We start from the raw sequence: 13502 nt of genomic DNA on the forward strand, positions 1-13502 counted from the left end.
GACGCACCCCGCTTCCCCGAACGAAGGATTCCGATGCTGCTCTCCCCCACCGCCCTCGAATCGATGCGCGGCCGCCTGATCGTCTCCGCCCAGGCCTATCCCGGCGAACCCATGCGCGATCCGCGGACGATGGGCCAGGTCGCCGCCTCGGCCGTCATCGGCGGCGCCGCCGCGGTCCGCGTCCAGGGCCTGGCCGACGTCCAGGCGGCGCGCTCGGCCGTGGAGGTCCCCGTGATCGGCCTCTTCAAGGACGGGCACGACAGCGTCTTCATCACCCCCACGATCCGGCACGCCCTGGCCGTCGCCTCGGCGGGCGCGCACATCGTCGCGCTCGACGGCACCCGCCGGAAGCGCCCGGACGGGGCGAGCCTGGCCGAGACCGTCGCCGCTGTGCAGTCCGATTCGCTCGCGAGCGTCATGGCCGACTGCGGTTCGCTCGCCGACGCCGACGCCGCCGCAGAGGCGGGCGCCGATCTGATCGGCACCACCCTGGCCGGCTACACCGGCGAACGCGGCAGGACCGAGGGGCCGGACCTGGAGCTGATCGAGCAGCTCGCGGCCGCCGATCTGGGCCGGCCCGTCATCGCCGAGGGGCGCATCCACACGCCGGCGCAGGCCCGCGCGGCCCTCGACGCCGGCGCCTACGCCGTCGTGGTCGGCACGGCCATCACGCACCCGGCCTCCATCACGGGCTGGTTCGTCGACGCGCTGGGGGCGTAGGTGCCCGCGGATCCCGGGCCGGGCCCGGCTGCCGTCGAGGAGGTCGTCCTGGCCTCGCGCGGACTCGGCGGCTACCGGCAGTACCGGATCCCCGCGCTGGCCCGCACGGGCACCGGCGCGCTGCTCGCCGTCTACGACGGCCGGCCCACGCTCGACGACCTCCCGAGCCCCTGCGACCTCCTGATGCGCCGCAGCGACGACGGCGGCCGCACCTGGGGCGCGCAGCAGGTTCTGCGCACGGGCACCGGCCTCGAGGGGTTCGGCGATGCGTCGCTGATCGCCGACCCCGGCTCCGGCTCCGGCTCCGGCTCCGGCTCCGGGCGGATCCTCTGCTTCCACGCGGCCACCACAAGATGGGGGTTCTTCGAGTCGGAGGAGGGCCTCGACGCCACCCAGCACGTCGACGTGTCGGTCTCCGACGACGACGGCCGCACCTGGTCCCACCGGCGGCTGACCTCCCAGCTGAAGTCCCCCGGCATCCGGTCGATCTTCGCCGCGTCAGGCACCGGAACCCGGATCGACGCCGGACCGCACCGGGGCCGGCTGCTCCAGGCCTGCGTCGTGCTCCTGTCCACGGGACGCATCGCGGCGGCCGTCGCCCGCAGCGACGACCACGGCGACACGTGGGCGCTCGGCGAGCCCCTGCGGCCCTCGGCCGCCGGCGCGCACACCAACGAGTCCTCGGTCGCCGCCCTCGCGGACGGCACCGTGCTCCTGCAATCGCGCTGCACCCCGCACCGGCTCGCGGCCGTCTCCCACGACGGCGGGGCCTCGTTCTCCGTCCCGGAACCGGAGGCCGGCCTGCCCGACCCCAGCGACAACGGCTCGGTCCTGGCGCTCGACGGCGGCGGGCTCGCAGCCACGCACAACGCCCACTCGCACCTGCGCCGGAGGACGGCGATCAGCCACCGGGCGACCGGCGGCCCGTGGGAGGAGGCCGTGGTGCTCTGCCCCGGGGCGTCCGGATATTCGACGGCGGTGGCTCTGGACGGCGGTCGGCTCGGCGTCTTCTACGAGCGCGGTGCCTACGAGGAACTGGTGTTCGCGGCCGTGCCCCTCGGCGTGGTGACCGCCCCGGCCGCCCCGTCCGAGGAGCCGGCCGCCCGCCCGGTCCCGGGCTGGCCCCGGCTGTTCGCGGAGGTCGTGCCGCGGTCGATCACCAGCGCCCCGCCGGCGCGCTGGTCCTTAGTCCAAGAGCACGCCGTGCTGGGCCGTGCTGACGGCGGGTACGGGCCGGCGGGCAAAGAGGTGGGCCAGGTCGGGGCCCAGGTGCTGGCCTCCCGGGCGGACCTGCTCGCGAACTACGGTCCCCCGGAACCGGGCGTCCAGCCCGGCGACACCGTGACCTACTCGGCGGCCGTGCGCAACCGCGGGCCCGCGACCGTCGCGGTGCGCCCCGCCGGGGATCTGGCCGGAGAGTCCCGGATCGTGCCGCCGGGCGGCTCCGCCGTCTGGATGCACTTGAACCACGTCTTCCCCGTGCCCGGCCCGACCTCGCCGGCACCGGGCGCCGACGGCTGGCCCGTTCCGGCGCCGGAGACACTCGACATCGAGTGGCTGGTCGAGCCCGTTCCCGCGTGCCGCGCACCCGCGCAGGATGCGCCCTGAGACGCCGAAAGCCCGGCACGTGGAATTCCACGTGCCGGGCTTTCGAGTTCGGGGGAAGCTTCCGACGAGGTCGGAGGCTCCGCGTCCGACGGGTTTTAGCGCTTCGAGAACTGCGAGGCCTTGCGTGCCTTCTTGAGGCCGGCCTTCTTGCGCTCGATGACGCGGGCGTCGCGAGTCAGGTAGCCGGCCTTCTTGAGGGCCGGGCGGTTGTTCTCGCGGTCGATCTCGTTCAGCGAGCGGGCGATGCCCAGGCGCAGCGCGCCGGCCTGGCCGGAATCGCCGCCGCCGGAGATGTTGGCCGCCACGTCGTAGGCACCCTCGAGGCCGAGGAGCTTGAACGGCTCGTTGACGTCCTGCTGGTGCAGCTTGTTCGGGAAGTACTCCTCGAGCGAGCGGCCGTTGATGGTCCACTTGCCGGTGCCGGGAACCAGGCGCACGCGGGCGATGGCCTCCTTGCGGCGGCCGACGGCGGAGCCGCCGATGGTCAGGGCCGGACGCTCTGCAGCGGCGGTCTCCTCGACAGCGGTGGACTCGGTGGTGTAGGTCGACGGCGTCTCAGCCTCGACCTCGTTCAGCTCTTCAGTGTTCTGAGCCACGATTCTCCTTGAAAACTAGTTCTCTTGTTCGGGGCCCAGCGCTACTGCGCGACCTGGGTGATTTCGAATGCCTTGGGCTCCTGCGCGGCGTGCGGGTGCTCCGCGCCACGGTAGACCTTCAGCTTGGCCATCTGCTGGGCGGCCAGCTTGTTCTTGGGAAGCATGCCGGCGATTGCCTTCTCCACGGCGCGAACCGGGTTCGTCTCGAGAAGTTCCGCATAGGTCTGGGACTTCAGGCCGCCCGGGTAACCGGAGTGGCGGTAGGCACGCTTCTGCTCGAGCTTGGCGCCGGTGAGGGCGACCTTCTCGGCGTTGATGATGATCACGAAGTCGCCCATGTCCTGATGCGGAGCAAAGGTCGGCTTGTGCTTGCCGCGCAGCAGAGTTGCGGTCTGGCTGGCGAGGCGGCCCAGAACGACGTCAGTGGCGTCGATGACGTGCCACTTGCGATCTGCGTCGCCGGGCTTCGGGGTGTACGTACGCACGGTAATTGCCTTCGTTTCCTTGGATGCTGGTCAAGTGCGCCTGCCGCGACGGCTGTGAGATCCATCAGCAGCATGCGCACTGTGTTACGAGTAGCGCTCTACCAGTTCATCAGGTGAGGACTGATTCCAACCGGTTCCCTTGTAACGCCTGCACAATCCACCGACCAGGGCCCTGCAACGAAGCCGTCACGTGGATTGCGGGATGTCAGGCACGGGTATGCACAACAGCTACAAATTCTAGCAGAGTTGCACTGCCGCCCCAACTTGGGACGCGCCTCACAGCCGGCGGCCCCGCCTACTCCCCCGCGAAGACCTCGCGGACCTCCGCACGCGATCCGAGCCGCAGGTTCCGCGCGATGTTCGCCGCGTGGTACTCCGCCGTGCGCACGGAGATCACGAGCCGGTCGGCGACCTCCTTGTTGGTCAGCCCCCGGCCGATCAGCACGGCGATCTCCCGCTCCCGCGCCGTCAGCTTCTCCAGCGCCTGCGTCGCGGCCCGCTCCGACTGCCGGGGGCGCGGCGGGGCGGGGCGGCGCGGGACATCCGGGTCCGGCGGGCGCTTGCTCCGGCCGTCGAGTACGGCCCGCAGGTCCCGCACGACGACGTCCGTCGCCCGCCGCAGCCCGCCCGCCTGGGAGGTGATCCACAGCTGCTGGGCGGACAGGGCCGCACGGTAGGCCTCCGGCATGTACTCGCGCAGTTCGTCGGGGCACCGGGCGACGAGCCGCCCGAAGTCGTGCGCGGCCAGTGCCCGGTAGAGACGGAAGCCGCCGCCGCGTCCGTCGGGGGCGCCGGTGCCCAGGCCGGGGATCTTGTCCGCGACCTCCAGAGCCGCGGCGAACTCGCCGGCCGCCCGGCGCGGTTCCGCCTCGGCGGAGGCCAGCGCGCGGAGGTAGCCGGTGACGAATTCCGCGACCGGCTCCATGGCCCCGATCCCGTGCTCGTCGACCAGCGCCAGCCCCTCGCCGGCGAGCACGGCGCTGCCGGAGTAGTACTGGGCGCGCGCGAGCAGCGCGACGGACACCATGCCGAGGGGCTGCCACCCGAGGACGTTGTCGGAGACCGGCGACAACGCGGAGACGACGTCGTCGTAGTCCTCGTCGGCCATCGCCGCCCACGCGCGGACGTAGGCGGCGGCGAGGCGCACGAACGGGAGCCAGACGACGTCGGAGGACTCCGCCAGCTCGTCCAGCAGCGGCGCCACGGCCTCGCGGCCGCCGCGGGCGCCGTCGACGAGCACGCCCACGGCCTCCGCGGTGAGCAGCAGCTCGGCGTTGTGGCTGCCGAAGGCCTGAGCCCGGGCCAGACCGCCGAACTCCGCGGCGCGCGCGAACTGCCCGGCGTCGAAGTACGTCAGGGCGAGGTGGCAGTAGGCGTCGGCCGCGAGGTCGTCGCTGCCGGCCTCGACGACGGTCCGATGCCCGAGGATCCGGATCACGGAGGCCCGGTCGCCGAAGTCGCGCGCTCGGGCGGCGGCGTGGACGCGGACGGCGAGCGCGTCCTCCTCGGAATCCGGCAGGCCCTCCAGCACGCCCGCCTGGCGCCGGGACAGCTCGGCGAACATGCCCGGGCGCACGTCCTGGAGCGCGGGTGCGAGATCTGCGAGCTCCTCCCACAACGCGAAGCTGGCGCGCAGGGTCGCGAGCCGCTCGCGCAGCGCGAACCCCTCGAGGGGGATGTCCTCCGGGGCAGGGTCCTCGAGCTCCGCTGCAAGCCGCTCCAGGTGGCGAGCCGCGACCCGGCGCAGGTCGCGGCTCTGGTGGAGCGTCCCGCGCACGGCGTCGGTGCGTCCGACACGGTCCACGGCCTGGAGGAAGACGTACGCCGCGGCGGGACTCTCCACCTCGACGGAGCCGGCCCGGGTGAGCTCGGCGACGGCCGCCTCGTAGTGCGCCTCGGTGAAGTGCTGCACGGCCCGCGCCACGGCGAGCAGGAGCGGGCACCGGGCGCCTCGCATCGCGAGGCGGATCGGCCCCCAGAGGTTCTCGCGGGGTTCGCGCCACCGGGCCAGGAGCGCCAGCGCGAGCGTGTCGTCCCCCGGGCTCACCCGTGCCAGCGCGTTCAGGTACGCGACGACCCGGGCGTGCTCGCGCCGGTCCAGCAGCCGCAGGATGTCCTCGGCGATCTCCGCGGGGACCCGGATGTCTCCGGCGCCGGGTGCCACCCGCCCGCCGAGGGCCTCCGGGTGCTGCCCCAGGAAGCGGTGCAGCGGTGCCGCGGCGAGGTCCCCGGCCTCCCCCAGAGCACGATGGCACTCCGCGATCTCGTCGGGCATCATCATGTGCCGGACCGCCTGCCCGATCGGCACCAGGGACACGTGGTAGCCGTAGTCGACCGGGTCCCACCGGATGAAGTCGGAGTCCTGCAGCGGCAGGAGGTCGGCGGCCCGCAGGTCGGTCAGGGCGCAGGCCTGCTGCAGTTGCGCGGCGGTCAGCGAATCGGGGCTGAGCGAGAGCAGGCGCAGCACCTGCCGGGCGGTCGGCGTCAGGTAGGACAGGCTGTCGGCGACGGACGCGTCGAAGTCGCGGACCCGGCGCGCCGTGCGCGATTCGAAGACGTCGAGCGCCTCCGCGACGGCGTGGGCGTCGTGGCGGCCGGGGTGCAGCGCGCGGGCCGCCTCCTCGAGCAGCAGCGGCAGCCCGCCGGTCGCCTCGTGGAAGCGCCGGGCGATATCCCGCCCGACGGGCACTCCCAGCATCGACTCGAGCGACTCCCGCGTCTGGTCCGCTTCCAGCGGGGGCAGCGCGATGTACGACGACGTCGCCGGCGCCAGCGCGGCCCGGACCAGCTGCTGCGCCGACTCGTCCATGCAGGGGCGCACCGTGCCGATGAAGAGGACCGGGTAGTTGCCCAGGTACGGGAGGATGCCGGACATGACGGCCGTAGAAACGGGATCGGTCCACTGGGCGTTCTCGAGGATGATGATCGTCGGCTCCTCGAAGGTGTCCAGAACGGACAGCGAGTAGGCGACGGCGCCGGCAACGTCTTCGGTCATCTCCGGAGTCAGCCCCGGGACCAGTTGGCAGACGGCCGAACCGGGGACGGACCTGTCCGTCGACTCGAGCGACGCGAACTTGCGCGGCCAGTCCAAGTAGTCGCGGAGCGCCGACCACATGACCGCCGACTTGCCGGTTCCTGCATGCCCCTCGACTATCACGAATCGGTGGTGTCCCGCAGCGACGTCCTCGGCTGCTGCGCGGAGACGCGTCAGTTCATCCCCGCGGCCGATGATTTCTCCTTCGGACCGCCTTCTCCCCATGCACACCAGTGTAAGGGTTGACACCCGCAGAAAGCCCGATCGCAGGCACGCCCCGGAGCCATCGGGGGGGGTGAAATAAACTCCGGGGTGTGCAAGCGATCTGCCGCCGTCGAGACGACGACAAGTCCAATAGTTGGCCTGTCCCCAGGCGCCAACAAGGGGTAATTGAAGGTTCACGTACCCGTATCCGGAAGACTCGTACCACCCCGTATCCACCCCTGTGATCCACGTATGGTCCATACAGTCACCCCGGATCGCGGCACGCACTACGGGGAAAACTACGAGGTTTTCAACGACCATTTCTCCAGCGCAGACCAGGAATTGAATCGCGGCCGGTATTTACGATCTCTGCACGTCAGAACCCTCTTTTCGGCATCCGGCACGAATTCGCCATTTCTTCACCCTTGGAAATGGGCGCGATTCGCCTCGGGGAAATGTCGCGGATATCGGGTCCCGGCCGGGCCCCGTACCCGTGGACACCCCGCTCTGACCAGTCCTAAGCTCCAGAAACGACGCTGCGGTTGGGGGACCGTTTCGAGGAGCCGGCAACGGCGCGCGTCGACCCGGACAGAGGGCACGCTCGAGAATCCCCTGGGACTACGCACAGACAAGAAGGTGGCGACCGACGCCGCCCTGGAAACGATGGGGATTCTCGACATGAACACGTTCTTCGCCAACATCTACCTCGCCCTCGAGACGCTCGGCGGACGCCTGCGCCGCGAAGAGAAGGGCGCCACCGCCGTCGAATACGGCCTGACCATCGGCATCATCTCGCTCGTCGTCCTGATCGGCGCCGGCCTGATGACCGGAGCCCTCAACAACCTCTGGGGCAGGATCGGGACCTACCTCGACGGCCTTGTGATCTAAAGAGGGATCCACCAGTCCGTGGTGGGGCGGCTCCGGCCGCCCCACCACGGATCCGCCGTCGAACCAGCGAGGAGTGCCATGGCCCGGACCCGAATGCCCGCCCCGTTCCGCCAGGAACACGGGGGCTCCGCGGTCGAGTTCGCCCTGATCGTCCCGATCCTGCTCGGCCTGATCTTCGGCATCCTCGAATACGCCTGGTTCTTCAACCAGCAGATCTCCGCGACGCAGGGGGCCCGCGCAGCCGCGCGCGCCTACGTCCTGCACCACGAGGACCCCGCGTTCGATCTGCTCGCCGTCGCCGACGCCGGGTCGCCGACCGTCGACATCACCAGCGCCGCGGCGTCGCAGGCCGGCTGCCCCGAGGGGGCCACGATCTCCGTCGTGATCGCCGGGCCCAACGACCCGCTCCTCGGACTCTTCCCGCTGCCCGCCGAAATCAAAGCCAAAGGGGCCATGCAATGCGAAGCGTGACACGGCACCGGATGGCCGACGAACGCGGCGGCTCCTCCGTCATGGTGGCCGGCCTCATGGTCGTGCTGCTGTTGTTCACCGCGATCGCCGTCGACTTCGGCAAGCTCTTCTGGGAGCGGGCCGAGCTCCAGAACAGCGCGGACGCAGCCGCCCTCGGCGTCGCCAACGAGTGCGCCAAGGATGCCGCCTCCGCCGCCTGCGCCAATGACTCCGCGCTCGGCGAATCGCTGGCGGACGCCAACGCCGCCGACGCCGCGTCCGCGGCGAACACCGGCGTCGACCTCTCCGCGAGGAAGGTCACCGTCATCACCGAGGCCCGCGAACCCGGCGGGCCAGATGTCAACGGCTCCGCCGTCTGGTTCGGCCAGCTCTTCGGCACCGACACGGTCGGCGTCCGCGCCCGCGCCGTCGCCGCCTGGGGAGGCCCGACGATCGGCGACTTCACGTTCCCCCTCGCGTTCTCCGAGTGCGCGCTCGAAGAATTCCTCGCCGGCGGTGGCGGAGTCGCGGAGTGGCTGACCTATGCCGCCAGCCCCTGCAACCCCCACGGCAGCGACATCCCCGGCAACTGGGGGTGGCTGGACCCCGACGGCAGCTGCGAGGTCCACATCGACGTCGACGAGGGAACCCTCTACCCGGGCGACACGGGCAACTCGATGCCGGCCTCGGGCGGCGTCAAAGCCATCTGCCAGGAGACCCTCGAAGACTGGATCGCCACCATCACCGCCGACGGGGCGGCCACCGTCTACTTCCCGGTCATCTCCGATTCCAACGGTCTGAGCGGGTCCAACGTGGAATGGGAGATCACCGGCGTCGCCGCCTTCGAGATCGAGGCCTGGAAATTCTCCGGCGGCGGCTCCCCCGACCAGCACCCCGACAACGCGTCGCTGCCGCCCGGCTGCGAAGGCAACTGCCGCGGCGTCTACGGGAAGTTCGTCGAGATGTACGAACCGGACGAACTGGGAGGCGGCGGCGGGATCGACTACGGCGTCACCGTCCCTCCCTCTCTCGTCGAATAGCACCAACCACCACCGCACCTGAACGGCGCCCCAGGCGCCGACAACCCAAGGAGAGCAATGAACAGCAGGCTCATCGGCGGCATCGTCGCACTCGTGCTGGCCGTGGTAGGCGCCATCCTGCTCCTGAACTACGTCCGCGGCGCGGACGAGCGCGCGCAGGCCGGGCTGGATCCGCAGGAGGTCCTCGTCGCGTCCTCGGATATCGAGGCCGGCACCAGTGTCGCCGAGCTGGGCGACCACCTCGAGCCGGCCACCCTGCCGGCCAACGCCGTCGCCGACGGCGCGGTGTCCGAGCTCGACACCGCTGACGGTCGGGTCCTCGCGCAGCCGCTGCTGGCCGGCGAGCAGCTGCTGGACGACAAGCTGGTCGACCCCGCCGACCAGCTCGAAGCCGGGACGGTCCCCGTCCCCGAGGGGCTCCAGGAGGTGACCGTCGCCCTCGACCCCGCGCGCGTCGTCGGCGGCAAGATCCGGGCCGGGGACCGGGTTGCGGTGTTCGGCAACTACGAACTCCTCATCGAGGGCGGCGAGACCACCAGTTCCAGGGACCAGCGGACCAAGCTGCTGATGGAGCAGGTCCTCGTCACCGCCATCCAGATCGCCCCGGCGGAACAGCAGGAGCAGACCGTCGACGGCGTCTCCGCGCTGCCCACGGGATCGGCCTTCGTGACCTTCGCCGTCTCCACGGACCAGGCCGGGCAGATCATCTTCACCCAGGACTTCGGGTTGACGTGGCTCGCCAAACAGCACGAGGACGCCCCGCCGAGCGACTCGGAGACCGACGTCTGGGGCATCGAGGAGATCCTGCAATGAGCCGCTTCCTGCTGATCACCGACTCCCACCCGTTGGAGTCCCGCCTCCAGGCCTGCATCGACAGTGCCGTCCCGGGGTCCCTGTACCGCGTCGGGGCCGGCGCGGCCTCCCAGCCGCCCGGCGACGTGCTGCGGCGCAGCCTCGGCGAGCCGACCGACGTCGTCGTCATCGGGCCCGACGTCGCCACCGACACGGCGCTGCGCCTGGCCTCCGGCCTCGCCGCGTCGGCGCCGGACGTCGCCGTGGTCCTCATCGCCGAGTCGGACGAGGACCCGGAGCTCATGCGCTCCGCGATGCGGGCCGGGATCCGCGACGTCGCGCCCGCCGACGCCGATCCCGCCGCGCTGCGGCTCGCCATCGAGCGCGCATGCGCCGCCGTCGACCGCCGCAGGCACCCGGCCGACGCCGACTCCGCGCGTCCACGCGCCGAGGTCATCACCGTCCTCTCGCCCAAGGGCGGGGTCGGGAAGACGACGATCGCGACGAATCTGGCCGTCGGGCTCGCCCGCGTCGCCCCGCAGCGGGTCGTCGTCGTGGATCTCGACCTCCAGTTCGGCGACGTCGCCAGCGCGCTGAACCTGGAGCCCGAGCACGTCATCACGGACGCCGCCCACAACGCGGCCGCCCAGGACTCCGTGGTGCTCAAGGCCTACCTGGCCCGGACCGAGCACGGGGTCTACGCCCTGTGCGGGCCCCGGACGCCGGCCGAGGCCGACCACCTCTCCCCCGAGCAGATCGGATTCGTGATCGACCAGCTCGCCGTCGAGTTCGACTACGTCGTCATCGACTCGGCCCCCGGCCTCGGTGAACACCTGCTCGCGGCACTCGAGCGCACCACCGCCGCGGTCTGGATCTGCGGCATGGACGTGCCCAGCGTCCGAGGCACCAACAACGCGCTCGCGGTGCTCAGCGAACTGCAGCTCGTCCCGCGCGGCCGCCACACGGTCGTGAACCTCGCCGACAAGCGCAGCGGCCTGACGATCGGCGACATCGAGTCGACGCTCGGCGCGCCCGTCGACGTCGTCATCCCCCGTTCGCGGACGGTCCCCCTCAGCACCAACCGGGGCATCCCGCACCTCGCCGACGGCCGGCACGACAGCGCCTTCCGCGGCCTGTCGAAACTCGTCGACAGGTTCGGCGCCGAGGAACAGCAGCGACTGCGGCAGCTGCACCGGCGGGAGGTCGTGGCATGAGACTCTCCGACCGCCTGAAGGCCAACCGCGGCAACGGGGGCGGCGGCGCCCCGGCCGCAGCCCCCGCGCACCCGGCTCCCCCGGAGCCGACCGGCGATCCGGCCGTAGCCGGCGCCGACACGGCGCCGCGGGAGGCGGACGCGCCCACCGCCGGCTCCGCGCACACGCCGGAACCAGCCGTCGGGGTGCCGGAGCCGGCGCGGAACCGCGAGCCGGCCGAACGGACGACCGGCTCCCGGAACCGGGACGCCCTCGCCGGCCTCAAGGCCCGCGCCGCCGATACGCTGTTCCAACGGCTGGGCTCGCGGATCAGCGACCCGAACATGACCGAGGACGCCCTCCGCCGGCTGGCCCGCGACGAGCTGAGCCGTGCAATCGACGCCGAGCAGGTCCCCCTGACCCCGGAGGAGCGCCTGCGCCTCATCCGCGACATCGGCGACGAGGTCCTCGGGCTCGGGCCGCTGCAAAGGCTCCTCGACGACGATTCCGTCACCGAGATCATGGTCAACGACCACCGGCAGATCTTCGTCGAGCGCCACGGGCGGCTCGCGGAGGTCGACGCCGGCTTCAGCACCGACGAGCACCTGCGCCGCGTCATCGAACGGATCGTCTCCCGGGTGGGGCGGCGGATCGACGAGTCCTCGCCGCTCGTGGACGCGCGCCTCGAGGACGGCTCCCGCGTGAACGCCATCATCCCGCCGCTGGCGGTGAACGGGCCCAGCCTGACGATCCGCAAGTTCGGCGCCGTCCCGCTGACCGTACGGAACCTGACCGACTACGGCACCCTCACCCCGGAGATGGCCCACCTGCTGCGCGCGTGCGTCGAGGCCCGGCTCAACATCGTCATCTCCGGGGGCACGGGCACCGGCAAGACCACCCTGCTCAACGTCCTGTCCTCCTTCATCCCCAACGACGAGCGGATCATCACCATCGAGGACGCCGTCGAGCTGCAACTCCAGCAGGACCACGTGGTGCGCCTCGAATCCCGTCCGGCCAACATCGAGGGCAGCGGCGCCGTCACCATCCGGGACCTCGTGCGGAACTCGCTGCGCATGCGGCCGGACCGCATCATCGTCGGCGAGGTCCGCGGCGGGGAGACCCTCGACATGCTCCAGGCCATGAACACCGGCCACGACGGCTCCATCTCCACAGTCCACGCCAACGCTCCCCGCGACGCGATCGCCCGTCTGGAGACCCTCGTCCTCATGGCGGGCATGGACCTGCCCCTGCGCGCCATCCGCGAGCAGATCTCCTCCGCCGTCGACCTGATCGTGCACCTGACCCGCCTGCGCGACGGCACCCGGCGCGTCACCCACGTCACCGAGGTCCAGGGCATGGAAGGCGACATCATCACGCTCCAGGACGCGTTCGCGTTCGACTACGCCGCCGGCGTCGACGCGCACGGCCGGTTCCTCGGCCGCCCCGTCCCCACCGGCGTCCGCCCCCGGTTCGTGGACCACTTCCACGACGTGGGCGTCAGCCTCCCGGCGGGCCTCTTCGACGGCGGCCCGCGATGACCCCGGAAGGCTGGCTCCTCGCCGGCGGCCTCGTCGCGTCCCTGGCGGCGCTCGGCCTCGTCGTCCTGGTTCTCTTCCGCCCCGCGACATCCCGCGTCTCCCGGCTGCGACGGCGGCCGGTCGGCGCCGTCGAGGACTCGTCGGCTCTCGCACGCGTCGGCGGAGCCGCCGTCACGGCGGTCGAGGCCCGCCTCGGCGCCGGCGGCCGGGGCTGGCTCAGCGCCGACGCCCTCGAGCAGTCCGGCGTGCGCCAGTCGCCGGCCGAGGTCGTCGTCCTCACCGCCATCGGGACCTTCGTCGCGGGCGCCTTCGGCGGGGCCCTGTCCGGGCCGGGCCTGGCCGTTCTGTTCGCGCTGGCCGTGCCGGTCGCCGTCGTCGTCGCGCTGCGCGTGCGCGCCGACCGGCGGCGGGCGGCCTTCGAGGAGCAGCTGCCGGACCTGCTGATGACACTCGCCGGCAGCCTGCGTGCCGGGCACTCGGTGCTGCGGGCGTTCGACGCGGCGGCCACCGAGTTCGAGGCGCCGATGAGCGAGGTCCTCAGCCGGGTCGTCAACGAGGCCCGGGTCGGCCGCAAGCTGGAGAGCACCATGCTCCAGGCGTCCGATCGCATGCGCTCCGACGACTTCGCCTGGGTCGCCGAGGCCATCCGAATCAACCAGGAGGTCGGCGGCGACCTCGCCCGCGTGCTGGACCAGGTGGGCGCCACGATCCGCGAACGGGCACAGATCAAGGGCCAGGTGCGGGCGCTGTCCGCCGAGGGCCGGATCTCCGCCTACATCCTGATCGCGCTGCCGTTCGCCCTCGCCGCCTTCATGTCCGTCGCGAATCCGGGCTACGTGGGACAGCTCGTCACGCACCCCCTCGGCATCGTCATGCTGGTCGTGGGCGTCCTGATGCTGGGCATCGGGTCGCTGGTGCTCTTCCGCATGACCCGGATCGAATTCTAGGAGCCCG

General features: G+C 71.8%; 12 protein-coding genes. 9 read left to right on the forward strand and 3 right to left on the reverse strand.

Translation table 11 applies throughout. The annotated features are described in order from the left end of the window. The first annotated feature begins 33 nt into the window (after window positions 1-33). Together IE069_RS05975 and IE069_RS05980 are read left to right on the forward strand one after the other, a co-directional pair. A complete protein-coding gene (locus IE069_RS05975; RefSeq protein WP_189349204.1) occupies window positions 34-720 on the forward strand; it encodes an N-acetylmannosamine-6-phosphate 2-epimerase in 687 nt (228 codons plus the stop codon). Further along, the gene (locus IE069_RS05980) at window positions 721-2328 is read left to right on the forward strand and encodes an exo-alpha-sialidase (protein WP_189349205.1); all 1608 of its coding nucleotides are present in this window, start codon (window positions 721-723) and stop codon (window positions 2326-2328) included. A 95-nt stretch (window positions 2329-2423) separates the two neighbouring features. Here the strand turns inward: IE069_RS05980 and rpsI are convergent, their stop codons facing one another. The 3 genes from rpsI to IE069_RS05995 form a co-directional block, all read right to left on the reverse strand. Then, entirely contained in the window at window positions 2424-2924 is a 501-nt protein-coding gene (gene rpsI, locus IE069_RS05985; protein WP_189349206.1) for a 30S ribosomal protein S9, read from the reverse strand. Between the two features lie 41 nt (window positions 2925-2965). Further along, window positions 2966-3409: a 50S ribosomal protein L13 gene (gene rplM, locus IE069_RS05990; protein ID WP_189349207.1), complete on the reverse strand. Its 444-nt coding sequence runs from the start codon at window positions 3407-3409 to the stop codon at window positions 2966-2968. A gap of 295 nt (window positions 3410-3704) precedes the next feature. Further along, window positions 3705-6668 carry a helix-turn-helix transcriptional regulator gene (locus IE069_RS05995; protein WP_189349208.1) on the reverse strand — a complete coding sequence of 988 codons (2964 nt, stop codon included), beginning with the start codon at window positions 6666-6668 and terminating at the stop codon, window positions 3705-3707. 615 nt (window positions 6669-7283) lie between these two features. Between IE069_RS05995 and IE069_RS06000 the strand changes: the two genes are divergently transcribed. From IE069_RS06000 to IE069_RS06030, 7 genes are all read left to right on the forward strand, one after another. After that, complete coding sequence (locus IE069_RS06000) at window positions 7284-7535, forward strand: Flp family type IVb pilin (RefSeq protein ID WP_229790975.1); 252 nt, start codon at window positions 7284-7286, stop codon at window positions 7533-7535. Window positions 7536-7613: 78 nt separating this feature from the next. Next, window positions 7614-8006 (forward strand): TadE/TadG family type IV pilus assembly protein, encoded by a 393-nt coding sequence (locus IE069_RS06005; RefSeq protein WP_189349209.1) that lies wholly within the window; start codon window positions 7614-7616, stop codon window positions 8004-8006. Further along, the gene (locus IE069_RS06010) at window positions 8003-9025 is read left to right on the forward strand and encodes a TadE/TadG family type IV pilus assembly protein (RefSeq protein WP_189349210.1); all 1023 of its coding nucleotides are present in this window, start codon (window positions 8003-8005) and stop codon (window positions 9023-9025) included. The genes IE069_RS06005 and IE069_RS06010 overlap by 4 nt, the downstream gene beginning before the upstream one ends. A 57-nt stretch (window positions 9026-9082) precedes the next feature. Next, window positions 9083-9838, forward strand: coding sequence for a Flp pilus assembly protein CpaB (gene cpaB / locus IE069_RS06015; RefSeq protein ID WP_189349211.1), 756 nt, complete (start codon window positions 9083-9085; stop codon window positions 9836-9838). Further along, window positions 9835-11031, forward strand: coding sequence for a CpaE/TadZ family protein (locus IE069_RS06020; RefSeq protein WP_189349212.1), 1197 nt, complete (start codon window positions 9835-9837; stop codon window positions 11029-11031). Before cpaB ends, IE069_RS06020 begins: the two co-directional genes overlap by 4 nt. Then, window positions 11028-12548, forward strand: coding sequence for a TadA family conjugal transfer-associated ATPase (locus IE069_RS06025; RefSeq protein ID WP_189349213.1), 1521 nt, complete (start codon window positions 11028-11030; stop codon window positions 12546-12548). The genes IE069_RS06020 and IE069_RS06025 overlap by 4 nt, the downstream gene beginning before the upstream one ends. Next, window positions 12545-13495, forward strand: coding sequence for a type II secretion system F family protein (locus IE069_RS06030; protein ID WP_189349214.1), 951 nt, complete (start codon window positions 12545-12547; stop codon window positions 13493-13495). The genes IE069_RS06025 and IE069_RS06030 overlap by 4 nt, the downstream gene beginning before the upstream one ends. The last annotated feature ends 7 nt before the right edge of the window (window positions 13496-13502 follow it).

Source organism: Zhihengliuella salsuginis, assembly GCF_014651715.1.
In the GTDB taxonomy this organism is placed as follows: domain Bacteria; phylum Actinomycetota; class Actinomycetes; order Actinomycetales; family Micrococcaceae; genus Zhihengliuella; species Zhihengliuella salsuginis.